The following is a 25,086-nucleotide window of genomic DNA, read 5'->3' on the forward strand; positions in this document are numbered from 1 at the left end:
ATTCCAGGATATAAATCGCGGTTCCCGCCGGGATTGGAGTGGCGCTAATTATTTTATGGTTCGTAATTAATAGCTCCCCCTAACTTCTGCCAACCCTAAACGTATTGCAACAAGCTTCCGCATCGGCTTGGAGTTAAGTTGCTATCGATCACACTTTTTTACGTTTGGTGTCGGAGTACGGCGATGCGGTTGCGGATCGCATTTCCGGCCATGGACAAAACTTCAGCAGCGCGAATACTTGTGCTAACGTCATGGTTAACGTTCTCAGTGCTCGCCGCACGCGTTGGCGGGCTTTTTTGCATCGTTGCAAGGGAGTCAAAAAGTGCCTGAGATCACAATTCCAGCTACGCCCCAATCCTCCTCCCCAGCTAATCCCCAGGCGGGATGATGCCGTCAGGCTTTCTCACCGGCACGATAGCGGCAATTTGACCCACTTACTGGATAGAGAGTTTTCCTTATGTCACAGCCTACGCTCAAGAAGGATGCTTTTCTGGCGGCGCTCGCCCGTCAGTGGCAACGGTTCGGCCTCAGTTCCGCGCAGCAAATGACGCAACATCAATGGTGGGAAGCCGTCAGTGCGGCGCTGGCCGAGCAACTGGCCGCACAGCCGGCGCCGCGCAAAAGCGCCAAACCGCTGCGTCACGTGAACTACATCTCGATGGAGTTTTTGATTGGCCGGTTGACGGCGAACAACCTGATCAACCTGGGCTGGTACGACACCGTCGAGCAGGCGCTGGCCGAGCAGAACGTCAAGCTGGCGGATCTGCTGGAGCAGGAAACCGATCCGGCGTTGGGCAACGGCGGGCTGGGGCGTTTGGCGGCCTGTTTCCTCGACTCGATGGCGACGGTGGAACAACCGGCCACCGGCTATGGGCTGAACTACCAGTACGGGCTGTTCCGCCAGTCGTTCCAGGATGGGCAACAGCAAGAGGCGCCGGATAACTGGCAACGCGAGAGCTATCCGTGGTTCCGCCACAACGCCGCGTTGGCGGTGGACGTGGGCATCGGCGGCAAGCTGGAGAAGCAGGCCGACGGCCGCGAACTGTGGCGCCCGGCCTTCACCCTGCGCGGCGAAGCCTGGGATCTGCCGGTGCTGGGGTATCGCAACGGCGTGGCGCAGCCGCTGCGTCTGTGGCAGGCGACCCATCAGCATCCGTTCAACCTGAGCGATTTCAACGACGGCAAATTCCTGCAGGCGGAGAAGCAGGGCGTAGAAGCCGACAAGCTGACCAAGGTGCTCTACCCGAACGACAACCATCAGGCCGGCAAGCGCCTGCGCCTGATGCAGCAGTATTTCCAGTGCGCCTGCTCGGTGGCGGACATTTTGCGCAAGCACCATCAGGCCGGCCGCAAGATTGAAGAGCTGCCGAAGTACGAAGTGATCCAGCTGAACGACACCCACCCGACCATCGCCATTCCGGAAATGCTGCGCATTCTGCTGGACGAACACCAGCTGGAGTGGGAGGCGGCCTGGGCGATCACCAGCAACACCTTCGCCTATACCAACCACACCCTGATGCCGGAAGCGCTGGAGCGCTGGGATGAAAAATTGGTGCGCAGCCTACTGCCGCGCCATTTCTCCATCATCAAACAGATCAACGCCAGATTTAAAAAATTGGTGGATAAGCACTGGCCGGGCGACGAGGCAGTGTGGGCCAAGCTGGCGGTGCACCACGACAAGCAGGTGCGCATGGCCAACCTGTGCGTGGTCAGCGGCTTTGCGGTTAACGGCGTGGCGCAGCTGCATTCGGATCTGGTGGTGAAGGATCTGTTCCCGGAATATCACCAGCTGTGGCCGAACAAATTCCATAACGTTACCAACGGCATCACGCCGCGGCGCTGGCTGAAACAGTGCAACCCGGCGCTGTCAGGCTTGATCGACGAGACGCTGAAGGTGGAGTGGGCGAGCGATCTCGACACACTGCGCGGGCTGGAGAAATTCGCCGACGACGCGGCGTTCCGCCAGCGTTATCAGCAGATCAAACGCGACAACAAGGTGGCGCTGGCCCATTACGTGCACGGCGTGATGGGGTTGACGCTCGACCCGGACGCGATCTTCGACGTGCAGATCAAACGCCTGCATGAATACAAACGTCAGCACCTGAACCTGCTGCACATCCTGTCGCTGTATCGCCAGCTGCGCGACAACCCCAACCTGGACATCGTGCCGCGCGTCTTCCTGTTCGGCGCCAAGGCGGCGCCGGGCTACTACCTGGCGAAGAACATCATCTACGCCATCAATCAGGCGGCCGAGAAGATCAATAACGATCCGTTGGTGAAAGATCGCCTGAAAGTGGCGTTTATTCCGGACTACCGCGTCTCGGTGGCCGAACTGATGATCCCGGCGGCGGATATCTCCGAGCAGATCTCCACCGCCGGTAAAGAGGCCTCCGGCACCGGCAACATGAAACTGGCGCTGAACGGCGCGCTGACGGTCGGCACGCTGGACGGCGCCAACGTCGAAATCGCCGAGCAGGTGGGCGAAGACAATATCTTTATCTTCGGCAATACCGTGGAGCAGGTGAAGGCGATAGTGGCGAAGGGCTACGATCCGCTCAGCTACCGCAAGAAGGACAAGCACCTGAAGGCGATTTTGGATGAACTGGCGAGCGGCGCGTTCAGTCACGGCGACAAGCACGCGTTCGACATGATGCTGCACAGCCTGCTGGAAGGCGGCGATCCCTATCTGGTGCTGGCGGACTTTGCCTCGTACTGCCAGGCGCAGCGCCGGGTCGATGAGCTGTATCGCGATCGGGACGAGTGGACGCGGCGGACTATCCTTAACACCGCGCGCGTCGGCATGTTCAGCTCGGATCGCTCGATCCGCGATTACCAGCAGCGCATCTGGCAAGCCAAACGTTAAGGAGAGCGAATGGATCGCAAGCGTATCGATCAGGCGGCAGCGCAGGCGGGGATCGCTGCCGATTTCATCAATGCTCACGGCAAACGGCAGGCGATTGAGCCGCAGACCAAGCGCAAGCTGCTGGCGGCCATGAAGTGGGCCGATGATGCGGTGCAGGATACCGCGCCGCCGCCGTTACCGGCGGTCAAGGTGTTCTATCAGGGCGCGCCGTTGGCGCTGACGCCGACGGGCGAAGGCGAATACCTGTGGGCGCTGCAGCGTGAAGACGGCGAATGCCTGCAGGGGCGCGTCGGCGCGCGCAAGACCCTGACGCTGCCCGGCGAGCTGCCGGCGGGTTACCACCAATTGACGTTGAGCCAGGGCGCACGGCAGTGGTCATGCCGAGTGATCGTCGCGCCGAGGCGCTGCTTCGAGCCGGACGCCTTGTTGACCGGCAAAAAGCTGTGGGGCGCCTGCGTTCAGCTGTACACGCTGCGCTCCGATCGCAACTGGGGCATCGGCGATTTCGGCGATCTGCGCCTGATGGTGGAAGAGGTGGGGGAACGCGGCGGCGCTTTCGTCGGCCTCAACCCGATCCATGCGCTGTACCCCGCCAACCCGGAGAGCGCCAGCCCTTACAGCCCCTCGTCGCGCCGCTGGCTGAACCTGGCGTATATCGACGTCAACGCGGTGGAGGATTTCCAGCGCAGCGACGCGGCGCAGCGCTGGTGGCAGAAGCCGGCGACGCAGAAACAGCTCGCCAAAGCGCGCGCTGCGGAGTGGGTGGATTACACCGCCGTGATGCAGCTGAAACTGGCGGCGCTGAAGCTGGCGTTTCCGGTATTTCAGGCGCGCAAGCCAAACGACGCGCAGCGTCAGGCGTTCGAGCAATTCGTGACGGACGGCGGCGACAGCCTGTATCAGCAGGCGGCCTTCGACGCGCTGCATGCCCATTTGGCGGCGGATGACATCAGCCAGTGGGGCTGGCCGGCCTGGCCCGAGCGTTATCGGCAGGGGGATAGCGAAGCGGTGCGGCAGTTCTGCGCTGAACACCAGGAAACGGTTCGTTTTTACCTGTGGCTGCAGTGGCTGGCGGCCACCCAGTTCGCGCAGTGTTTTGACCAGAGCAGGCAGCAGCAGATGCCGATCGGCCTGTATCGTGATCTGGCGGTCGGGGTGGCGGAAGGCGGGGCGGAAACCTGGTGTGACCGCGAGCTGTACTGCCTGAAAGCGTCGGTCGGGGCGCCGCCGGATATTCTGGGCCCGCTGGGGCAAAACTGGGGCCTGCCGCCGATGGATCCGCACGTGATGGCGGCGCGCGGGTATCAGCCGTTCATCGATCTTTTGCGCGCCAACATGACCAGCTGCGGCGCGCTGCGTATCGATCACGTCATGGCGCTGCTGCGGCTATGGTGGATCCCGTATGGTGAAACCGCCGATCGCGGCGCCTACGTCAAATACCCGGTGGACGATCTGCTGGCGGTGCTGGCGCTGGAAAGCCAGCGCCATCGCTGCATGGTGATCGGCGAGGATCTCGGTACGGTGCCGGTGGAAATCGTCGGCAAGCTGCGCGACAGCGGCGTCTATTCCTACAAAGTGCTCTATTTCGAAAGCGACGGCGAACACCATTTCCGCGCGCCGCAGGCCTATCCGGTACAGGCGATGGCGACCATCACCACTCACGATCTGCCGACGCTGCGCGGCTACTGGCAAAGCGACGATCTGACGCTCGGCAACCGGCTGGGTCTCTACCCGGACGCGGAAATCCTGCGGGCGCTGTTCGCCGATCGGGAACGCGCCAAGCAGGGGCTGCTGGATGGATTGCATCGTTATGGCTGCGTGCCGCAGAAGGTGGGCAAGAAGGCGGCGCTGCTCGGCATGAGCCCGCTGCTCAACCGCGGCCTGCAGCGTTATGTCGCCGACAGCGCCAGCGCCTTGCTTGGCCTGCAGCCGGAAGACTGGCTGGACATGGCCGATCCGGTCAACATCCCCGGCACCAGCGATCAGTACCCTAACTGGCGGCGCAAGCTGACCCGGACGTTGGAGGAGATGTTCGCCGACCCGCGGATAAACCGGCTGCTGAAGGATTTGGACAAGCGCCGACGCAAGGTGTCGGTGGGGTGACGATGAGGTGTCGTTGTATTAGGTCAAAGGATGAGAACTTTAGTCCCATCCAAATGACGGATACCCGAATTAATTGGCGTTGCAGCTAGGCGGCAAGTGCGTAAAACCCCAGGAGCTTACTTAAGTAAGTGACTGGGGTGCGCGCATGCGGCCAACAACGCTGCAACTTCAAGTAAGAAGGGTATCAGTAGTAGGAGTGCTCGCCGCGCTGGTGCTCGGTCAAATCACGCACGCCCTTCAGCTCCGGGAACTTCTGCAGCAGCTCTTTCTCGATGCCTTCTTTCAGCGTGACGTCGACCATCGAACAGCCGTTGCAACCGCCGCCGAACTGCAGAATAGCCATGTTGTCGTCGGTGATCTCCATCAGCGTTACGCGTCCGCCGTGGCCCGCCAGCTGTGGGTTGATCTGCGACTGCAGCACGTATTCCACGCGTTCCATCAGCGGCGCGTCGTCATCGACCTTGCGCATCTTGGCGTTCGGCGCCTTCAGCGTCAGCTGAGAACCCAACTGGTCGGTCACGAAGTCGATTTCGGCGTCTTCCAGATACGGCGCGCTCAGTTCATCGACATAGGCGGACAGTTTGTCGAACTTCAGTTCGGTATCCGTCGCTTCTACCGCGTCCGGCGGGCAATAAGAGACACCGCATTCGGCCGTCGGCGTGCCCGGGTTGATCACGAATACGCGGATTTGGGTGCCTTCTTCTTGATTTGCCAGCAGTTTGGCAAAGTGTTCCTGTGCAGCATCTGTTATACGGATCATAGCATTAGCTCAATAGTTGACTTCTATAGTCGGTTATAATACGCCCATTGCCGTGGCACTACAACGTGCGGCAAACGCACCATATCTGCACCGAGGCGGCGCCTTGCCGCCGCAGCAGCGCCGCGATCTCCGAGACGGTGCTGCCGGTGGTCACCACGTCATCCACCAGGGCGATATGCCGGCCGGCGACCGGCACGGTACAGGCGAACGCGCGCTGCAGATTGCGTCTGCGGGCAGAGGCGCTCAGCCGCTGTTGCAGAGCGGTTTTGCGCACCCGGCGCAAGGCGGCGGGCCGGTAGGCGCAGCCCAGCCAGTGCGCCAGCGGCCGGGCCAGCAGATCGCTCTGGTTATAGCCACGGCGCCAGCAGCGTGTTGCATGCAAGGGTACCGCCAAAATCAGGTCGGGTCTGTTCAGATACTGCTCTCTGCGCGCCTGCAGCCAGCGCAACAGCATCAGGCGCGCCAGCGCCGGCGCCAGCTCGGGTGCGCGGTGGAACTTGAACCTTTTTACCAAGCCGCTGAGCGGCGTCACGTAGTCGCCGACGAACACCAGCCGTTGCCAGGGCGGTGGCCGTTGCAGGCAGCGGCCGCAGGGCGTGCGCGTCTCCCCGGCGGGCAGCCCGCAGCGCGGGCAACACGGCGGTCTGGCCGGCAGGTGACGCAGGCAGCAGCTGCAGAGGCCATGACGCATCAGGCTCAATGGCTGTCGGCATAGCCAACAGCGGCTGCGGATTGATAGCATAGTGTCTCCGAGACGGGTAAGCATGAAAGGACAATAACCAATGACAGCGCTGTACTGGCAAACAATAGGTGAAGGTGAACGCGATCTTGTGCTGCTGCACGGCTGGGGATTGAACGCCGAAGTGTGGAGTTGCATTCAGGCGCGGCTGACGCCGCATTTTCGCCTGCACCTGGTCGATCTGCCGGGGTACGGCCGTAGCCAGGGGTTCGGCGCCCTGTCGCTGGCGCAGATGACGGAAATCGTGCTGGCGGCCGCCCCGCCGCAGGCCTGGTGGCTCGGCTGGTCGCTCGGCGGGCTGGTGGCCAGCCAGGCGGCGCTGATGCAGCCGCAGCGGGTCAGCGGGCTTATCACCGTAGCCTCCTCGCCGTGCTTTGCCGCCCGCGATGAGTGGCCGGGGATCCGTCCGGACGTGCTGAGCGGTTTCCAGCACCAGCTAAGCCTGGATTTCCAGCGCACCGTCGAGCGTTTTCTGGCGCTGCAGACGCTGGGCACCGAGAGCGCGCGTCAGGATGCGCGCCAGCTGAAAGCGGTGGTGCTCAACCAACCGACGCCGAGCGTCGAAGTACTGAACGGCGGGTTGGAGATCCTGCGCACCGCCGATCTGCGCGCGCCGCTGGCGGAGTTGAATCTGCCGCTGCTGCGGATCTACGGCTATCTGGACGGGCTGGTGCCGCGCAAGGTCGCCGAGCTGCTCGACGCCGCCTGGCCGAACTCCACGTCGCAGATCGTGGCTAAAGCCGCCCATGCGCCGTTTATCTCTCATCCCGATGAATTTGTGACGATGATCGAAGCGTTTATTGCAGCACATTGAATGCAGCGTGAAAACGCACGATAGAGCGCGAAAAAAAACGCTGCCGGGTGGATAAAAGACAAAGCTGTTCAATACTTAGTGAGTCAATGCGTTGGCTGCAAAATGAAAAGACCGCGTGCGGCGATTTTCATTTTGGCGTTTCGTCTCTGGGAAACAGGCCCCGTCAGGGAAAGCAACGAGGCCTGAGGATGTCGCGGCAGCCTGCAGTACTACGCATGGATCCTGGACGGCTTTCATAACAGATAAATTATCCATTGAGAGGTTAGTGTCATGAAATCATTGAAGATGATTATTGCAGCGGCAGTGCTGGGTTCGGTGTCTTTCGGCTCCATGGCGGCAACCCTGCTGACCAAGGAAGATCTGGATAAGAATCCGGGTAAATACGAGAAGATCGGCACCGTGACCACCACGGCGCAGACCACGTCGCCGATGGATGCCAAGGAAGAGCTGTCCAAACTGGCGGACGAAAAGGGCGGTCAATACTACGTGATCCTGGCGGGCCGTGAGCACGGTAAATTCAGCGCCATCGCCGAAGTTTACAAAGACAAGCAATAAGCCTTGAACGGCAAAGGGGCGCCCGCAGCGGCGCCCCTGATCGTCAGGCCTTCATCCGGTAGAACACCGTGCTGCACCCCTGGCCCTGCGGGCAGCTTTTGCAGCCGCCGCTCAGACAGGCGCCGTCATCCTGTTCGATGCGTTCCACTTTCCCCATCGCCGTCAAACGGTCCAGCATCGCCTGCACCAGCGGCAGCGGCGTCGCCAGCGATTGGCTGAGCTGCTGCGCCTGGGCGCTGCCGCGCAGCGCCAACGCATCGCGCACCTGCAGCAGCCCGGCCATCAGTGGCAGCTCCCTTTGGCGCCCTGACAGCAGGCCGCCGGCGTGGCGTTGCCCAGGCGAACCGTGACGCGGCTGCGCGCCCGGCGCAGGCCAAACAGCACCAGCAGGTTTACCAGCACCACCGCCAGAATCGCCGTCAGACTGTACTGCGGATGTTGGTTGAAGGTGGCCACCTGATAGAACAGCGTCGCCAGCGAGTAGGCGACGTTCAGCCCCCACAGGATTGAGAAGGTCATCCAGCCGCGGCTTGATTCACGGGCGATAGCGCCCATCACCGAGACGCAAGGCACGTACAGCAACACGAAGATCAGGTAGCTGTAGGCGGAAATGCCGGAGCCGAATTTGCTGCTCATCACGCCCATCGAACCGACGCCCATCTCGCCGTCGCCCTTGCTGGCTTCGATCGGGTTGGAGAGCACGCTCAGGCTGAAGGTGTTTTTCAGCCCGTCCCAGGTTTCCTGCAGCGCCCCGCCCAGCTCGTCGAGCAGGTTGAAGTTGGCGGCGTCGAACGCCTCTTTGTTGATGTGCTCGGCGGTATACAGCGTGTTCAGCGTGCCGACCACCACTTCTTTCGCCATCGCGCCGGTCACCAGCCCGACGGTGGCCTGCCAGTTATCGCTGTGGACGCCCATCGGCTGCAGCAGCGGCGTCAGCACCTTGGAGACCGAGGCCAGCGCGGAGTCGTTGATGTTGTCGACCGTCTTGCCGCTGAACGAGAAGCTGTTCAGGCCGCCGATGAACATGCTGGCGACCACGATCACCTTGCCGGCGCGCAACACGAAGCCTTTCAGCCGCTGCCAGGTTTGCAGCAACAGGCTTTTCAGGTGCGGCACGTGGTAGACCGGCAGCTCCATGACGAACGGCGAGGCTTCGCCGCGCATGAGGGTGTATTTCAGCACCAGGCCGGTCAGGATCGCCACCGCGATGCCGAGCATATACAGCGAGAACACCACGCCGGCGCCGTCCTGGCCGAAGAACGCGGCGGCGAACACCGCGAAGATCGCCAGACGGGCGCCGCAGGACATGAACGGCGCCATCATGATGGTGATCAGGCGTTCGCGCTGGGCGTCCAGCGTACGGGCGCCCATGATGGACGGCACGTTGCAGCCGAAGCCGACGATCAGCGGCACGAAGGATTTGCCCGGCAGCCCGAGCGCCTGCATCAGGCGATCCATCACGAACGCCGCGCGCGCCATGTAGCCGGAGTCTTCCAGGAACGACAGGAACAGGTACATCATGCCGATCTGCGGCACCAGCGGTAGCACGGTGTTGATGCCGCCGCCGACGCCCTGCGCCAGGAAGACGGTCAGCCAGTCGGGGAAGTGCAGGGTGTAACCGAGCCACTGAATGCCCTGAATGAAGATCGCCGCCGAGCCGATATCGAAGATCGGCTGCAGCGCGCCGCCGATATTGATCGCCAGCAGGAACATCAGGTACATCACCAGCAGGAAGATCGGTACGCCCAGCCAGCGGTTGAGGATCACTTTATCCAGCATGTCGGTCAGGCGGTTGGGCATCGCCTGCTGCGAGTTGCTGACCGCGTCGCACAGGGCGGCGATGGACTGGTAGCGCGCGTCGGCGATCACCAGCGCCGGGTCCTCCTGCTGCTGCTGTTGCAGCGCCTGAATGGCCGCTGGCAGCCGCGCCACGGCGGGGCCGGCCAGACGATGGCTGTAGATGTCGCCCTCCAGCATCTGCAACGCCAGCCAGCGGCGCTGCGCCGCCGGCAGCGTTTGCGGCATGGCGTCGCTCAGCGTGGCGACCTCTTTCAGCAGCAGCGGCGGGTAGTTCACCAGCGCCTGCTGTTCGTTGATGCGATGATTGTCGATCATTTGTTTCAGCACGCCGATGCCATCGGCGCGGGTGGAGACCATCGGCACTACCGGGCAACCGAGGCGCGCCGACAGAGCGGCGACGTCGATATCGATATGCTGGCTTTTGGCGATGTCGAGCATGTTGAGCGCCACGATGCAGGGAATGCCCAGCTCCAGCAGCTGCAGCGTCAGGTAGAGGTTGCGTTCCAGGTTGGAGGCATCCACCACGTTGATCAGCAGATCGGCGTCGCCGCTCAAAATGTAGTGGCAGGCGATCTGCTCATCGAGCGACGTCTGCTCCGAAATGGTGGTCAGGGAGTAGGTGCCGGGCAAATCGACCAGCCGCACGTCGGACTGCGGGGTGGTGAAATGGCCTTCCTTGCGTTCGACCGTCACGCCCGCCCAGTTGCCGACCCGCTGGCGCGCGCCGGTCAGTTGGTTGAACAGCGTGGTTTTGCCGGAGTTCGGGTTGCCGATTAAGCCGATGGTGAGTTTTTTCATAGTTCTGCGTGTCGTCTTCAAGGAGAACAGCGCCGGCGCAAAGGCGCACCGGCAAACGGAGGACGCGCCGGCTCAGGGCTGGCCGTCGAGCTGCAGCAGCGCCAAATCCTTCCTGCGCAGCACCAGGCTGACGCGGCGGGTTTTAATTTCTATCGGATCGCCCAGCGGCGCGACGCGCACCACGTCGAACGAAGAGCCGGGCAGCATGCCGAGCGATAACAATTTTTGGCGGTAGGCCGGCGCAATCTCGCTGGAAAAGCCGACAATCTTATATGTGCGTTTAGGTTGAAGCTGCATGTCATTAACCTTCCGGGTGCCGATGAGCATCGGGCTGATGATAATTGGACGTTGCCGGCGAAAATGCCACGCCGTCGGCGGTATTCATCCATAAGGTCATGCAATAAAGTGAGCGAAAATAATAGTAATTATCATTATCGCGTTCAATACAAAAAGTAAGGGTATTGTAACCAATTATTTTGGCGGCGGCCGCTTTTTGGCTGGCCCCCTTGATAATCCCCGTTTTACCACCGCTTTTACGCAGCGGCAAATGAGAATGGCGAGTTAAATCAGTTACGTATTTGTAGCCAGGGTTTCTCGTTTGCAAATGGCGATGGCGTTTTTTCCTTTTTTATTTCTGGTGAAAGGCAATTCAATAACATTATTCCGCCGTAATGCGAGCGGTAACCATTTGTGTTTCGCTCACAATTCGCAAAATGAAAAATACGTGTTAACGGAGTTGTTAATAAACGGCTGCAGAAGGGATTTTTGCTGGCTGAATAATGGGAGGACGGTCACACAAGAACGGGAAATAAAAAGATGATGGTTTATTGAGGCGGGTCAAAAATGCCGCAAGTTTTCTTCATTGGAAAGGGCGGAGCAGGCTCCGCCCTGTTGGTCTGACTTAGCGTTTCTTGCCGAAAGCCGCCGCCAGCGCGTCGCCCATGGCGCTGTTGCCGGCCGGCGCCGCATTGCGCGGTTTAGCCTTGTTGGCGGGCGCCGAACGGTTGGCGTTGTCGCGCTGTGCCGGCGCGTTGCCGCCGCGGCGCGGCGAGCCTTCGCCCGGTTGCTCATCCAGACGCATGCTCAGCGCGATGCGTTTGCGTTGCAGATCGACTTCCATCACCTTCACTTTGACGATGTCGCCGGCCTTCACCACGGTGTGCGGATCTTCGACGAACTTGTCCGCCAGCGAGGAGATGTGCACCAGGCCATCCTGATGCACGCCGATATCCACGAAGGCGCCGAAGTTGGTGACGTTGGTCACCGACCCTTCCAGGATCATGCCCGGCTGCAGATCGTTGAGGGTTTCTACGCCTTCGGCAAAGGTGGCGGTTTTGAACTCAGGACGCGGGTCGCGGCCCGGCTTCTCCAGCTCTTTCAGGATGTCGGTGACCGTCGGCACGCCGAACTTGTCGTCGGTGAAATCGACCGCTTTCAGGCTGCGTACCGCCGAGGCGTTGCCCATCAGATCCTGCAGCGCCTGCTCGGTGGCGGCCAGAATGCGCTGCACCACCGGGTAGGCTTCCGGGTGGACGGTAGAGGCATCCAGCGGGTTGTCGCCGTGGTTGATGCGCAGGAAGCCGGCGCACTGTTCGAACGCTTTCGGCCCCAGACGGCTGACTTTCAGCAACTGTTCACGGTTGCTGAAGCGGCCGTTCTCGTCGCGCCAGTTGACGATATTCTGCGCCATCATGCACGTCAGGCCGGCCACGCGGGTCAGCAACGGCACCGAAGCGGTGTTCAGATCGACGCCGACGGCGTTCACGCAGTCTTCCACCACCGAGTCCAGCTTTTTCGCCAGCTGGCTCTGGCTGACGTCGTGCTGATACTGGCCGACGCCGATGGATTTCGGGTCGATCTTCACCAGCTCCGCCAGCGGATCCTGCAGACGACGGGCGATGGACACCGCGCCGCGCAGCGACACGTCGAGATCCGGGAACTCCTGCGCCGCCAGTTCGGACGCGGAGTACACCGACGCGCCCGCTTCGCTGACGATCACTTTTTGCGCCCGGACGTCGCTGAACTGCTTTTGCAGGTCGAGATAGAAACGCTCGGTTTCACGCGAAGCGGTGCCGTTGCCGATCGCCACCAGCTCCACGTTGTGTTTGATGCACAGCGCCGCGACGATGGCGGCGGCTTTGGCCGCTTGCCCGGTGTGCGGATAGACGGTGTCGGTGGCCACCAGTTTGCCGGTCGCGTCGACCACGGCGACTTTCACCCCGGTGCGCAGGCCCGGATCGAGGCCCATGGTGGCACGCATGCCGGCCGGCGCGGCCATCAACAGATCATGCATGTTGCGGGCGAAGACGTTGATCGCTTCATCCTCCGCGCGTTCGCGCACCGTGCCCATCAGTTCGGTTTCCAGGTGCAGCAACACCTTGATGCGCCAGGTCCAGTTGACCACCGCCTTGCGCCAGGCGTCGGCCGGAGCGTTGTTCAGGCGCAGATTGAGGTGATTGATGATGATCAGCTCCGCCTGGCTTTCGCGCGGCGCTTCCTCAAACTGCGGATCGGCGTTCAGCGCCAGCTGCAGCACGCCTTCGTTGCGGCCGCGGAACATCGCCAGCGCGCGGTGCGAAGGCACCTGGGAAATCGGTTCGTGGTGATCGAAATAGTCGCGGAACTTGGCGCCTTCGTCTTCCTTGCCCTCGACCACTTTGGAGACCAGATGGGCGTTTTTCCACAGGTAGTCGCGCACCTTGGCCAGCAGCGCGGCGTCTTCGGCGAAGCGCTCCATCAGGATATAGCGCGCGCCGTCGAGGGCGGCTTTCACGTCCGCCACGCCCTTCTCGGCGTCGACGTAGCGTTCAGCCAGCTGTTCCGGCTGCTGTTGCGGATCCTGCCACAGCGTGTCCGCCAGCGGTTCCAGACCGGCTTCGATGGCGATCTGGCCACGGGTGCGGCGCTTGGGTTTGTACGGCAGGTAGAGGTCTTCGAGTTCGGTCTTGCTCAGCGTGGCGTTGATCGCCCCCGCCAGTTGTTCGGTCAGTTTGCCCTGTTCATCGATCGACTTCAGGATGGTCTGACGACGATCTTCCAGTTCACGCAGATAACCCAGGCGGGTTTCCAGCTGGCGCAGTTGGGTGTCGTCCAGGCCCCCGGTGACTTCCTTACGATAGCGTGCAATAAAGGGCACGGTATTACCTTCATCCAGCAGACGGATGGCGGAGTCGACTTGCTCCGGCCGGGCCTGCAGTTCTGTTGCAATAATGCGGCTCAGTGGGTCATTCATAGGTCTGGTATCTGTATTGAGAACGGTGAATAAACAGGGGACAGTTATACGGATTGATCGCGGAAAATGCCAGCGGAGCGGGCCGCCGCCGCGCGGCCGCGGCGTGGAGAACAGCTCAGGCGGCGGCGTTGGCGGCGGTTCGGAAAAAGCTGAAAGCTTACTTCGGGTAGTTTATCTCGTTAACGTACCACTGCGCCTCGCCCAGCGGGGTATTGACGGTGGCGACGTCCCCGACCTCTTTTTTCAGCAGGGCGCGCGCCATCGGCGCATCGATGGAGATGTAATCCTTGCGGCCGAAAATCTCGTCGTAGCCGACGATGCGAAAACGTTTGATCTCGCCGTCGTCATTCTCCACCTCCACCCAGGCCCCGAAGAACACTTTGCCTTCCTGCTGCGGGGAGTAATCGACGATCTTCAACTGCTCCAGGCATTTGGTCAGATAGCGGACGCGGCGATCGATCTCGCGCAGCCGCTTCTTGTTGTATTGGTAATCGGCGTTTTCGCTTCTGTCGCCCAGGCTGGCGGCCCAGGTCACTTTCTTGGTCACCTCGGGGCGTTCTTCGCGCCAGAGGTAATCCAGCTCTTGTTTGAGCTTGTCATACCCTTCACGGGTTATCAGTTGAGTTCTCATCGTGATTTATCTTTATGGGGCCACCGCCACAGTGTACGTGAATGCGGAGGGCTTTAAAAATGGCGCGCGGGCCTGCGCCTTGTCGCACGGTTTTTATTCAGTTTGCGCAGCTTTTAACAATCGGGAGTATGCTTAGCGATAGCGGAAAAAGAATGTGACGAAAGGAGGATATCTGGCGAGAGAGACAAGGAATTTTGGCGCACAACCCAACACATTGAAGGTATTACCGCATGGAATTTAAAGATTACTACGCCACGATGGGCGTTGAGCCCAACGCCGATCTGAAAACCATCAAAACGGCCTACCGCCGGCTGGCGCGTAAATATCACCCTGACGTGAGCACCGAAGACGACGCTGAGAGCAAGTTCAAGGAACTGGCCGAAGCCTATGAGGTACTGAAGGACGACGAGCGCCGCGCCGAGTACGATCAGATCCGGCTGCATCGCAACGATCCCAACTTTGGCCGCCAGGCGCGCGGCGATCACGGCGGCTATCAGCAGAGCGCCTCATGGCACGGTGGCGGCGCCGACGCGCAAGACTTCTCCGACTTCTTCGAGAGCATGTTCGGCGGGCGGGCGGCGGGCGGGCACCGTTCCGCTTCGCACTCGCATGGCGGGCATGGCTTCCGCGGCCAGGATCTGGAGATGGAGGTGCCGCTGTTCCTCGAGGAAACGCTGCATGGTCAAAGCCGCGAGATTTCCTACAAGCTGCCGGTGTATGACGAACTGGGGCGGCAGGTAAGCGAAGCCAGCAAGACGCTGAACGTGAAAATTCCGGCCGGCGTGGGCGACGGCGAGCGCATTCGCCTCAAGGGGCAGGGCGTTGCCGGCGTGGGCGGCGGCCAGAACGGCGACCTGTATCTGGTTATCCGCCTCGCGCCGCACCCGCTGTTTGAGATAGACGGCCACAACCTGAGCATCGTGGCGCCGCTCGCTCCGTGGGAAGCGGCGCTCGGCGCCAGCATTGAGGTGCCGACGCTGACCGGCAAAATCGCGCTGACCGTGCCGGCCGGCAGCCAGAGCGGCAAACGGCTGCGGGTCAAAGGCAAAGGGCTGGCGGGCAAGAAAGAGCCCGGTGACCTGTACGTTATTCTCAAGGTGGTGATGCCGCCGAAGCCGAACGAGAAGGCCAGCGCCCTGTGGCGGGAACTGGCTGAACAGGCGGCGTTCAACCCGCGCGCGGAATGGGAGTAAAGCAGATGATGAAAAAAGAGATCACTTTCACCGTGGTGGAATTGTGTCAGAGGGTGGAGATTTCAGAGGACGAGCTGGTCGAGATCGTCGGCCTGGGCGTTATCGTGCCGCTGGAGCCGGCGCAGCCACGCTGGGAGTTTGATTATCCGGCGCTGAGCCATCTGCAGCGCGCACGCAGGCTGCGGGCGGAGCTGGATCTGGACTGGCCGGGGATCGCCATGGCGCTGACGCTGCTCGACCGGGTTGATGCGCTACAGCAAGAGAACCGGCAGCTGCGCAGGCAGCTGGCGCGTTTCCTGCAAACTTCCTGACCCGACAGCTGAACGCCACCGGGCGCTTCCCGGTGGCGAAATTGCACAAAATTGGGCCGTCGCCCCACATTGCGCCGATAAAGGGCGAAATTTTGACGAACCCCCGTCGACATTCACTGAAAATTGTTGATAAATGGGGAAAAGAATAAGCTTTGTAACAATTTCGTCTAGAATACATACCATTAAACGCTGTCTCAAATGGCAAGGTTTTCTAACAATATTCGAGTCAGGCAATAAAGCCTTTGGGAGTAATACCATGCAAGAGAATCATAAGATCCTGGTTGTCGATGATGACATGCGCCTGCGCGCGCTTTTAGAACGTTATTTAACCGAGCAGGGCTTCCAGGTTCGCAGCGTTGCCAACGCTGAGCAAATGGATCGCTTGCTGACTCGTGAATCCTTCCATTTGATGGTGCTCGATCTGATGTTGCCGGGCGAAGACGGCCTGTCCATCTGCCGCCGCCTGCGCAGCCAGAGCAACCCGATGCCGATCATTATGGTCACCGCGAAAGGCGAAGAGGTCGATCGCATCGTGGGCCTGGAAATCGGCGCCGACGACTACATTCCTAAACCGTTCAACCCGCGTGAGCTGTTGGCTCGTATCCGCGCGGTGCTGCGCCGTCAGGCGAACGAACTGCCGGGCGCGCCTTCGCAGGAAGAAGCGGTGATCGCTTTCGGCAAATTCAAACTGAACCTCGGCACCCGTGAGATGTTCCGCGAAGACGAGCCGATGCCGTTGACCAGCGGCGAGTTCGCGGTACTGAAGGCGCTGGTCAGCCACCCGCGTGAACCGCTGTCGCGCGATAAGCTGATGAACCTGGCGCGTGGCCGCGAATACAGCGCCATGGAACGCTCCATCGACGTGCAGATCTCTCGTCTGCGCCGTATGGTTGAAGAAGATCCGGCGCATCCGCGTTATATCCAGACCGTGTGGGGTCTCGGCTACGTCTTCGTCCCGGACGGCAGTAAGGCATGAGGCGATTGCGCTTTTCACCGCGTAGCTCGTTTGCCCGAACCCTGTTGTTGATCGTCACCTTGCTGTTCGTCAGCCTGGTGACGACCTATCTGGTGGTGCTGAACTTCGCCATCCTGCCCAGCCTGCAGCAGTTCAACAAGGTATTGGCCTACGAAGTGCGTATGCTGATGACCGATCGGCTGCAGCTGGAGGACGGCACGCTGCTGGAGGTGCCGCCGGCGTTCCGCCGTGAGATCTACCGCGAACTGGGCATCTCTCTCTACACCAACTCGGCGGCGGAGGAGAGCGGCCTGCGCTGGGCGCAACACTACCAGTTCCTCAGCCAGCAGATGGCGCAGCAGCTCGGCGGGCCGACCGATGTGCGGGTGGAGGTGAACAAGAACTCCCCGGTGGTGTGGCTGAAAACCTGGCTGCAGCCCGATATCTGGGTGCGCGTGCCGCTGACGGAAATCCACCAGGGCGATTTCTCGCCGCTGTTCCGCTATACGCTGGCGATTATGCTGCTCGCGATCGGCGGCGCCTGGCTGTTTATTCGTATTCAAAACCGCCCGCTGGTGGAGCTGGAACATGCGGCGCTGCAGGTGGGCAAGGGCATTATTCCGCCGCCGCTGCGCGAGTATGGCGCTTCCGAAGTGCGGTCGGTGACTCGCGCATTCAATCAGATGGCGTCGGGCGTCAAACAGCTGGCGGATGACCGCACTTTGCTGATGGCCGGAGTCAGCCACGACCTGCGCACGCCGTTGACGCGCATCCGCCTGGCGACGGAGATGATGAGCGCCGAAGACGGCTATCTGGCCGAGTCGATCAATAAAGACATCGAAGAGTGCAACGCCATCATCGAGCAGTTCATCGATTATCTGCGCACCGGGCAGGAAATGCCGACCGAAAGCAGCGATCTGAACGCCATTTTAGGCGAAGTGGTCGCGGCCGAGAGCGGCTATGAGCGGGTGATTGAAACCGCGCTGTCGCCGGGCGAGCTGATGATGAACGTGCATCCGCTGTCGATTAAACGGGCGGCGGTGAATATGGTGGTGAACGCGGCGCGTTACGGCAACGGCTGGATCAAGGTCAGCAGCGGCCGTGAGCTGCAGCGCGGCTGGTTCCAGGTGGAAGATGACGGCCCGGGCATCAAGCCGGACGAGTTGAAGCACCTGCTGCAGCCGTTCGTACGCGGTGACAGCGCGCGCAGCACCAGCGGCACTGGCCTGGGGCTGGCGATCGTGCAGCGTATTATCGACGCGCATGACGGCGAACTGGATATCGGCACCAGCGAGCGCGGCGGGCTATTGATCCGCGCTTATATTCCGTTGCCGATGGAGAAAAAAGAGTCGACCAACGGCCATCAAACGGCCAGGGAAACCGCCTGACCTCTGATGTGGGCCGCGCCGCTGCGGCCCCGTCAGGACTTTCTGCTCATCACGTAGTATTCCGCCGCATCCTCATGCAACCGGCGGCCGGTCGGCGCCTGCCACGGATCGATTAATTCGATGCCGCAGTGGAGGAAGTCTTTGGTATTGCGGGTGGCCAGGGCGGCGCCGTAATGCAGGCAGGTGGCGGCGATTTGGGTATCGGGCACGCTCATCGCTTTACCCAACAGCCGATTCCTTGCCGTCAATTCCGCGTATTGCATCGCGCACAGCCCATCAAACGGCAATATCTGCCCCTCGAACTTCAATTCAATGGCGTCCGCCAATTTCAGCTTGAGATCCCGCTGGCGTTTGCCGTCAGGCATGCAGGCCACGCCGCTGAACAGTTCGGCGAGGACAATGGCGCTGAGATAGAGCTCGTCATTGTCCTTTTCATTTAACCAGTTAATGACGTTGTAGTACGGGCTGGGACGCAGCGTTTCTGAAATGACGTTGGTGTCGATAATGATCATGCGTTGTCATCTTCATCATCAAAGGTGACGATGCGTGGCGGCACGGCGTCACGCGGTGGGATCTCCAGCTCAACGCCGCCGAATTCGGCGAAGTGCTGATGCATCCAGGTACCCAATCCATAGCGCGGCGGCTTTTTCACCAGCGCCTGTTTCAGGATCATGCGCGCTTCCTCTTCCATGGAATGGCCGTTTTTCGCCGCTGAGATACGCAGCAGCTCTTTGATTTCGTCGTCCAGATTTCTGACGGTGATAGTAGCCATTGAAACCTCCTTTGCTATCAATGATTGCATTGACTTATTTTCTCGTCTTGCCGATTAAAAAGCAATCAATTGAAATAAAAAAAGGCGCGGGATCCGCGCCTTAGCTGAAGAGGTAACGCTACCGAATTACAGCTTCGGGCCGGCGCTGACCAGCGCGGCGCCCGCAGGCGTGTCGGTGTATTTGTCGAAGTTGGTGATGAAGCGCTCGGCCAGATCCTGCGCTTTTTCCTGCCACTGCTCGAGGCTGGCGTAGGTGTTGCGTGGATCGAGGATCTCCGGGTTCACGCCAGGCAGCGCGGTCGGCATCGCCAGATCGAAGATAGGCAGGGTAACGGTTTCCGCCTTGTCGATTTCACCGCTCAGGATGGCGTCGATGATGCCGCGCGTATCTTTGATCGAGATGCGTTTGCCGGTGCCGTTCCAGCCGGTGTTGACCAGGTAAGCCTGGGCGCCGGCGGCCTGCATGCGTTTCACCAGCACTTCGGCGTACTGCGTCGGGTGCAGCGACAGGAATGCGGCACCGAAGCAGGCGGAGAAGGTTGGCGTCGGCTCGGTCACGCCGCGCTCGGTGCCTGCCAGCTTGGCGGTGAAGCCGGACAGGAAGTGGTACTGAGTCTGGTTGGCGGTCAGGCGCGATACCGGCGGCAGCACGCCGAAGGCGTCGGCGGTCAGGAAGATCACCTTGGTGGCGTGACCCGCCTTGGACACCGGCTTGACGATGTTCTGGATATGGTAGATTGGGTAAGAAACGCGGGTATTCTCGGTTTTCGAACCGTCGTTGAAGTCGATGCTGCCGTCGGCCAACACGGTGACGTTTTCCAGCAGCGCATCGCGTTTGATGGCGTGGTAGATGTCCGGCTCGGCTTCTTCAGACAGCTTGATGGTCTTGGCGTAGCAACCGCCTTCGAAGTTGAACACGCCGTCGTCGTCCCAGCCGTGCTCGTCATCGCCGATCAGCTGACGCTTCGGATCGGTGGAGAGGGTGGTCTTGCCGGTGCCGGACAGGCCGAAGAACACCGCCACGTCGCCTTTCTCGCCCACGTTGGCCGAGCAGTGCATCGAGGCGATGCCTTTCAGCGGCAGCAGGTAGTTCATCATCGAGAACATGCCTTTCTTCATTTCGCCGCCGTACCAGGTGCCGCCGATCAGCTGCATGCGCTCGGTCAGGTTGAAGGCGACGAAGTTCTCCGAGTTCAGGCCTTGCTGCTGCCAGTTCGGGTTGGTGCATTTGGCGCCGTTCATCACCACGAAGTCCGGCTCGAAGTGAGCCAGCTCTTCGTCGCTCGGGCGGATGAACATGTTTTTCACGAAGTGCGCCTGCCAGGCCACCTCGGTGATGAAACGCACTTTCAGGCGCGAGTCGGCGTTGGCGCCGCAGAAGGTATCCACCACGAACAGGCGCTTGCCGGACAGTTGCTCGGTGACCAGGTGTTTCAGATCGGCCCAGACTTCCGGGCTGAGAGGTTTGTTGTCGTTTTTGCCTTTGCCCTGATCGGCCCACCACACGGTATCGCGGGTGATGTCGTCGCGGACGATGTATTTGTCTTTCGGCGAACGGCCGGTGAAGATGCCGGTATCGACGGAGACGGCACCCAGCTTGGTGACTACCCCACGCTCAAAACCTTCCAGAGATGGGTCTGTTTCTTCCTTAAACAGCAGTTCATAGCTCGGGTTGTGAACGATTTCGCTGACGTCGTGAATGCCGTAAGCGGCCAGATCCTGAGGGGTTATACCTTTAACGCGCATGTTACTACTCCTTGGTCACAGAATTTCTGGCGGCAATTGTAGGGATCTAGCGGTGCGTAACCGCGATGGGTATCAAATATTTAACGTTTTAGGCGGTATTTCGTTACGATCTGAGAGATAGCACACGGAAAAAAGCAAACGTGCAAACGGCGGGGCTTGGCGGGCGCCGGGCGCGCCCGCCGAGAGGGTGTGACTTAGTGCAACCGGTCGCTTTCGCCGGCGTTGCCCGCATACAACGCGGCAACATCAACCGGGTCAAAGACATAGTGGCTGCCGCAGTAGTCGCAGTGCATGTCGATATTGCCGTCCTGCTCCAGCATGTCCGCCACTTCGTCGGTCGGCAGCGTCAGCAGCGCGTCGGCGCAACGCTGGCGTGAACAGGTACAACGGAATTGCACGTCCTGCGGTTCATACAGGGTGACTTCTTCCTGATGATACAGACGGTACAGCACCTCGTTGGCCGGCAGGCCGAACAGCTCTTCGCTTTTGACCGTGTTGGTCAGTTGCACCAGGTGATCGAAATCATCGAGGTTGCCGTCTTGCGCCGGCAGCACCTGCAGCAGCATGCCGGCCGCCGCGGCATTGCTTTCCGCTTCGCCGGTGCGGATGAACAGGCGGGTCGGCAACTGTTCAGACTGGCGGAAGTAAGCTTCCAGGCATTCGGCCAGCGTTTCCCCTTCCAGACCGACCACGCCCTGATAGCGTTCGCCTTCCGTTGGGGAAATGGTGATGACCATGACGCCGTTGCCGATCATCTGATGCAGGGTGCTGTCGTCGGCGATAGGCGCCTGGGTGCGCGCAACGCCGCGCATCTCCTGGCGGTTGTTGCCGTTGATCACCGCCAGTTTCAGCGGGCCGTCGCCTTGCAGCTGAACGGTGATGTCGCCGTCGAACTTCAGGGTTGCGGTCAGCAGACTGGTGGCGACCAGCAGCTCGCCCAGCAGTTTTTGCACCGGCGCCGGGTAGTCGTGGTTGTTCAGGATCTGCTGATAGGTTTCGCTGACGGTAACCAGCTCGCCGCGCACCGCGTAGTTTTCAAACAGGTAACGGTGCAATTGGTCATGGTTGGACATAATCTTCTCTCATTGCGGTGAGGGGTTATTCCTGCTCACCAAATTTAAATTTCATCAGGTCGCGCCGCTCCTTTTTGTCCGGACGTCGGTCCGGATGCGGCATGGTCAACGCGTTCATCTTGCGCGCCAGCGCCATTTTTTCGCGGTTGGCGATGCTGGCTTCGGTTTCCTGATACATTTGCTGCGCCTCGTTGGCGCCGCGGCGTTGGCCGGTCAGCGCCAGCACGATCACCGTACGTTCTTCGTTGCCCTGCCGCAGTTTGAGCTCGGCGTTGAGCTCGACAATCTTGCTCGGCTTGCCGCGCTGGCCGTTGTAATGCACCTTGCCGCCGTCGATCATTTCGCGCGCCAGCGCGCGGGTCTTGTAGAAGCGTGCGGCCCACAGCCACTTATCCAGTCGGACCGCGTCGTCGCGCGTCGCTTTTTCCTTCATGCTTCCCCCTTGGCCAGCGCCGGTATCAGCAGGCGGTAGTCGCGCATCGACGGATGGCGCTGGAAGCTTTTCTCCGCCGTGCTGGAGTCCGGGTTTTGCACGCCCAGGCAGTAACGAATGCCGAAAGTGCGCGCCGCGTCGAGGATCGGCTCGCCGTCGTCGACAAACAGCGTGCGCTGCGGGTTGAATCCGGTGTGCTGTTGCACTGCCTGCCACAGACGCTGATCTTCTTTCGGATAACCAAATGTGTGGGTGGAAAACAATAAATCAAGGTGCCGATCGAGGCCGGTATGCTCGATTTTCACCGCCAGGCTGTGCGGATGGGCGTTGGTCAGCAAAATGGTTTGCAGGCCGGCGTCGCGCAGCGCCCGTAAAAAAGGCTCGGTGTCTTCGCGCAGCCGGGCGCGGCTGCCCACTTCGCTGGTCATGCGGTAAATGTCCAGATCCAGCCGCTCGCTCCAGTAATCGAAGCAATACCAGTTCATGGTGTGCTGCACCGCCTGGTATTCCCGCTCGATGATGTGGCGGGCTTCGTCGAACGGAATGGCGCGCCTTTCGCTCAGCGCCTGCGGCACCAGGCTGAGCCAAAAGTGGCTGTCGAACTCCAGATCCAGCAATGTGCCGTCCATGTCCAGCAGCACGGTATCGATCTGCGGCCAATCAAACTCGGGAACCATAAAAACTCCACGGGCGGACCGACGGGCAGTCCGCAGATGAGAATAATAGCGTTAGCGTAGCATAAGCGGATGACAGGGCCGAAGCCCCGGCGTCAGGTTCAGGCCATCGGCCGCATCGACATCGGATTGAGCTGCGGGTTGAAGCAGCTGTCGTAGTAACGCTGGATATCGGCGACGCGGTGCTGATTGATGCGCCGACGCTGCACCAGCCGCCAGGCGTTATAACCCAGGCTGACCACTACGGCCAGCAACAACAGGCTGGTGCCGAGATAGCGCCACAGGGTGATCATGTCCGGTTCGCTGTGCAACGCTACGTGGCGAGTGCCGTTGGCGTCAACGCTGAGGCTGGTGATCACGCCCTGCGCCTGGAATGGGGTATGCAGCAGCAGGTTGGACTGGCGCTGCAGCTCATTCCACTGGTCGAGCGCGTTGTATTCGCTTTGCGGCGTCTGCGGCTGGGGGTGACTGACCCACTGGCGGCCTTCGTCGCTGCGGATCAGGAAACCGCCTGGCGGCGGGCTGTTGAGCGCAGCGGCGGCCAGTCGCGTCTCATTGAAGATGAACGACGAGGTGGCCACTTTGGTCAGGCTTTCCAGCGATTCGGCGCTGACCGGACGAAGCAGGACGTTGACGCCTTGCAGCGCGCCGGATTTGGCGCGTTTCACCAGGCTGCTCCAGTTTTTCGCGTTGCCCAGGTTAACCAGCGCGTTTTTCAGCCGTACACAGTCGTTTTCCGTCTGGCACAGATCCTGCGTTTTCAGCACGATATCGGAGAAATCGTCCAGCAGGATCATGCCGGATTTCTCGATGGCGCTGGCCAGCTGCGGGTTGACCTTCTGATCGGCGCCGCTCGGATGCAGCTGACCGCTGACCGTCGCCAGCAGGGCTGTCGCTTTGTCTATGACTTCCGATTCCGGCTGCGGCAGCGGGGCGGCGGTGTTCCAATAGATGCCGGAGCAGTCGAACGGCGCAAAATTGACGGCGCCGCCGCCGTTGGCCGGCGGCGGGACATAGCACATGCCGCTGCCGCGCACTTTCAGCGTGTCGCCGATGCGCAGCGGCGTGGCCTCCAGCGCCTGTACGCTGGTCACTTCCACTTTTTGCGCGCCTTGCAGCCAGGCCATGCTGAGGGTCAACGGCAGGTTGAGCGGGATATAGATCAGCAGCAGCAGCAGAACCAGCGCCGAGCTGGCGACCAGCACCGCATTGCGGCCCCACTGCTGCAACGGGAAATTCTTCACTTCGTCATGCAGCGACAGGAAGCGCCCCTGCCGCACCACCTGACGGTTGAGATAGACGTCCACATCGGTGGTTTTGCCCAGATCCTGCGTCAGGTACGGTTGCCAGTGCGGCGGATAGATCAGATCGATAATGCCGAGCGAAATATTGCTGATCTGCCCCTGGCCGGATTCGCCGAACAGGCCCCAGCGCTTTGGCGTGCCGCGCAGGCAGTGGATCTCTTTCAACTCGCGCGACGCCGGGCGGCGGAACAGGTTCCACCCTCCCCAGGCGATCATCAGCACCGCCACGAAAATCATCCAGGGGATCACCAACACCGGGCTGATCAGGCTGAAGAACAGCAGCAGCAGCGCGGCGGAGATGATGACGGCTTCACGGATGCCGTTCGGCCGGTTCAGCGCATGCTCTTCCGGCGTTTCCTTGCGAATGTTCACCAGCTCGACATGCTCGCTCTCTTCCTTGCGGATGGAGGCGTTTTTGGTCGGCGCGGCGGTCACGACCGGCGGCTGCGGCCGGTCGTGGATATGATCTTTCAGCGAGTGCCCATTGAGCGAAATCACCAGAGGCAGCGTCTGGGTTCGGATCACTTCCACATGGTTATCGGCGGTGATGTAGGGTTCCCAAAATGGCGGCAGATGTACCTCTTCGGCATCGAGGTAATAGCGCCATTTATTGGGATCGTCGCTGGCCAGCCCGTAACGGGTGATGGCGTGCGTCACGGGATAAACGTTATCGCTTTGCGGGGTGAGCGCCAGTTTGGCTGCGGGCAGCGTAGCGCCGCCGCCGGGCAACAGTTTGTTGCTCAGCTTGTTTTGTTGATTAAGGTAGAACTCGACCGCCGCGCGTTCTTCGTCGGTCAGCTTGCGGTGGGCGGGTTTGATAAACGGCAGCGTGCGCGCCAGCGCCGTCGGGTGGCGGGCCTTGAACCACAGGTACAGGCCGGCGGCAATCAGGCAGACAAGCACTAAGGCCAATATCAACACTATTGTGCTCATGCAATCCCC

At 60.9% G+C, this 25,086-nt stretch carries 23 protein-coding genes; 8 read left to right on the top strand and 15 right to left on the bottom strand.

Features of this window, described 5'->3' with window-relative positions; translation table 11 throughout:
* Positions 1-457 precede the first annotated feature (457 nt).
* Both malP and malQ read left to right on the top strand, forming a co-directional pair.
* Positions 458-2,863 carry a maltodextrin phosphorylase gene (malP, locus tag ACSBQV_RS21965; protein ID WP_099784957.1) on the top strand — a complete coding sequence of 802 codons (2,406 nt, stop codon included), beginning with the start codon at positions 458-460 and terminating at the stop codon, positions 2,861-2,863.
* Positions 2,864-2,872: 9 nt separating this feature from the next.
* A complete protein-coding gene (gene malQ / locus ACSBQV_RS21970; RefSeq protein WP_099817853.1) occupies positions 2,873-4,966 on the top strand; it encodes a 4-alpha-glucanotransferase in 2,094 nt (697 codons plus the stop codon).
* A gap of 184 nt (positions 4,967-5,150) precedes the next feature.
* Here the strand turns inward: malQ and nfuA are convergent, their stop codons facing one another.
* Positions 5,151-5,726, bottom strand: a complete 576-nt coding sequence (nfuA, locus tag ACSBQV_RS21975; RefSeq protein WP_004930777.1) for a Fe-S biogenesis protein NfuA — start codon at positions 5,724-5,726, stop codon at positions 5,151-5,153.
* Positions 5,727-5,784: 58 nt separating this feature from the next.
* On the bottom strand, positions 5,785-6,468 hold the full coding sequence (gene gntX, locus ACSBQV_RS21980) for a DNA utilization protein GntX (RefSeq protein WP_099784961.1): 684 nt from the start codon (positions 6,466-6,468) through the stop codon (positions 5,785-5,787).
* Positions 6,469-6,508: 40 nt separating this feature from the next.
* On the opposite strand from gntX, the gene bioH reads away from it, so the two are divergent.
* Together bioH and ACSBQV_RS21990 are read left to right on the top strand one after the other, a co-directional pair.
* Positions 6,509-7,279 (top strand): pimeloyl-ACP methyl ester esterase BioH, encoded by a 771-nt coding sequence (bioH, locus tag ACSBQV_RS21985; RefSeq protein WP_042785508.1) that lies wholly within the window; start codon positions 6,509-6,511, stop codon positions 7,277-7,279.
* Positions 7,280-7,549: 270 nt separating this feature from the next.
* Positions 7,550-7,834 (top strand): YdgH/BhsA/McbA-like domain containing protein, encoded by a 285-nt coding sequence (locus ACSBQV_RS21990; protein ID WP_033651745.1) that lies wholly within the window; start codon positions 7,550-7,552, stop codon positions 7,832-7,834.
* Between the two features lie 43 nt (positions 7,835-7,877).
* Here ACSBQV_RS21990 and ACSBQV_RS21995 read toward each other — a convergent pair whose 3' ends face one another.
* The 6 genes from ACSBQV_RS21995 to greB all read right to left on the bottom strand — a co-directional run bounded on the left by ACSBQV_RS21995 (position 7,878) and on the right by greB (position 14,295).
* Positions 7,878-8,117, bottom strand: coding sequence for a FeoC-like transcriptional regulator (locus tag ACSBQV_RS21995; protein ID WP_099784963.1), 240 nt, complete (start codon positions 8,115-8,117; stop codon positions 7,878-7,880).
* Positions 8,117-10,432: a Fe(2+) transporter permease subunit FeoB gene (feoB, locus tag ACSBQV_RS22000; RefSeq protein ID WP_099784965.1), complete on the bottom strand. Its 2,316-nt coding sequence runs from the start codon at positions 10,430-10,432 to the stop codon at positions 8,117-8,119. Before feoB ends, ACSBQV_RS21995 begins: the two co-directional genes overlap by 1 nt.
* Positions 10,433-10,504: 72 nt before the next feature.
* The gene (gene feoA, locus ACSBQV_RS22005; protein WP_033645291.1) at positions 10,505-10,729 is read right to left on the bottom strand and encodes a ferrous iron transporter A; all 225 of its coding nucleotides are present in this window, start codon (positions 10,727-10,729) and stop codon (positions 10,505-10,507) included.
* Between the two features lie 4 nt (positions 10,730-10,733).
* The gene (locus ACSBQV_RS22010; protein WP_143557061.1) at positions 10,734-11,036 is read right to left on the bottom strand and encodes a hypothetical protein; all 303 of its coding nucleotides are present in this window, start codon (positions 11,034-11,036) and stop codon (positions 10,734-10,736) included.
* A 297-nt stretch (positions 11,037-11,333) separates the two neighbouring features.
* Entirely contained in the window at positions 11,334-13,664 is a 2,331-nt protein-coding gene (locus ACSBQV_RS22015; protein ID WP_099784967.1) for a Tex family protein, read from the bottom strand.
* Between the two features lie 157 nt (positions 13,665-13,821).
* Entirely contained in the window at positions 13,822-14,295 is a 474-nt protein-coding gene (gene greB / locus ACSBQV_RS22020) for a transcription elongation factor GreB (RefSeq protein ID WP_033645289.1), read from the bottom strand.
* A 230-nt stretch (positions 14,296-14,525) separates the two neighbouring features.
* Between greB and cbpA the strand changes: the two genes are divergently transcribed.
* The 4 genes from cbpA (at position 14,526) to envZ (ending at position 18,142) form a co-directional block, all read left to right on the top strand.
* Positions 14,526-15,488, top strand: coding sequence for a curved DNA-binding protein (cbpA, locus tag ACSBQV_RS22025; protein WP_033645288.1), 963 nt, complete (start codon positions 14,526-14,528; stop codon positions 15,486-15,488).
* A 5-nt stretch (positions 15,489-15,493) separates the two neighbouring features.
* A complete protein-coding gene (locus tag ACSBQV_RS22030) occupies positions 15,494-15,799 on the top strand; it encodes a chaperone modulator CbpM (RefSeq protein ID WP_004930739.1) in 306 nt (101 codons plus the stop codon).
* A gap of 256 nt (positions 15,800-16,055) precedes the next feature.
* A complete protein-coding gene (gene ompR, locus ACSBQV_RS22035; protein WP_004709363.1) occupies positions 16,056-16,775 on the top strand; it encodes an osmolarity response regulator transcription factor OmpR in 720 nt (239 codons plus the stop codon).
* Complete coding sequence (envZ, locus tag ACSBQV_RS22040; protein WP_033645286.1) at positions 16,772-18,142, top strand: two-component system sensor histidine kinase EnvZ; 1,371 nt, start codon at positions 16,772-16,774, stop codon at positions 18,140-18,142. The genes ompR and envZ overlap by 4 nt, the downstream gene beginning before the upstream one ends.
* Positions 18,143-18,174: 32 nt before the next feature.
* Here envZ and ACSBQV_RS22045 read toward each other — a convergent pair whose 3' ends face one another.
* The 7 genes from ACSBQV_RS22045 to ACSBQV_RS22075 all read right to left on the bottom strand — a co-directional run bounded on the left by ACSBQV_RS22045 (position 18,175) and on the right by ACSBQV_RS22075 (position 25,077).
* Positions 18,175-18,654, bottom strand: a complete 480-nt coding sequence (locus ACSBQV_RS22045) for a type II toxin-antitoxin system VapC family toxin (RefSeq protein ID WP_016930378.1) — start codon at positions 18,652-18,654, stop codon at positions 18,175-18,177.
* Positions 18,651-18,914, bottom strand: coding sequence for a FitA-like ribbon-helix-helix domain-containing protein (locus tag ACSBQV_RS22050; RefSeq protein ID WP_004930730.1), 264 nt, complete (start codon positions 18,912-18,914; stop codon positions 18,651-18,653). Before ACSBQV_RS22050 ends, ACSBQV_RS22045 begins: the two co-directional genes overlap by 4 nt.
* Positions 18,915-19,040: 126 nt before the next feature.
* Positions 19,041-20,660 (bottom strand): phosphoenolpyruvate carboxykinase (ATP), encoded by a 1,620-nt coding sequence (gene pckA, locus ACSBQV_RS22055; RefSeq protein ID WP_099784971.1) that lies wholly within the window; start codon positions 20,658-20,660, stop codon positions 19,041-19,043.
* Positions 20,661-20,854: 194 nt separating this feature from the next.
* Complete coding sequence (hslO, locus tag ACSBQV_RS22060) at positions 20,855-21,733, bottom strand: Hsp33 family molecular chaperone HslO (RefSeq protein WP_099784973.1); 879 nt, start codon at positions 21,731-21,733, stop codon at positions 20,855-20,857.
* Positions 21,734-21,758: 25 nt separating this feature from the next.
* On the bottom strand, positions 21,759-22,166 hold the full coding sequence (gene hslR / locus ACSBQV_RS22065; RefSeq protein ID WP_099784975.1) for a ribosome-associated heat shock protein Hsp15: 408 nt from the start codon (positions 22,164-22,166) through the stop codon (positions 21,759-21,761).
* On the bottom strand, positions 22,163-22,843 hold the full coding sequence (gene yrfG, locus ACSBQV_RS22070) for a GMP/IMP nucleotidase (protein ID WP_025304546.1): 681 nt from the start codon (positions 22,841-22,843) through the stop codon (positions 22,163-22,165). The genes hslR and yrfG overlap by 4 nt, the downstream gene beginning before the upstream one ends.
* A 98-nt stretch (positions 22,844-22,941) precedes the next feature.
* Positions 22,942-25,077 carry an intracellular growth attenuator family protein gene (locus ACSBQV_RS22075; RefSeq protein ID WP_042785500.1) on the bottom strand — a complete coding sequence of 712 codons (2,136 nt, stop codon included), beginning with the start codon at positions 25,075-25,077 and terminating at the stop codon, positions 22,942-22,944.
* Between the last annotated feature and the right edge of the window lie 9 nt (positions 25,078-25,086).

The sequence above is a fragment of the Serratia sp. B501 genome (assembly GCF_051172315.1).
Taxonomy (GTDB): Bacteria; Pseudomonadota; Gammaproteobacteria; order Enterobacterales; family Enterobacteriaceae; genus Serratia; species Serratia ureilytica.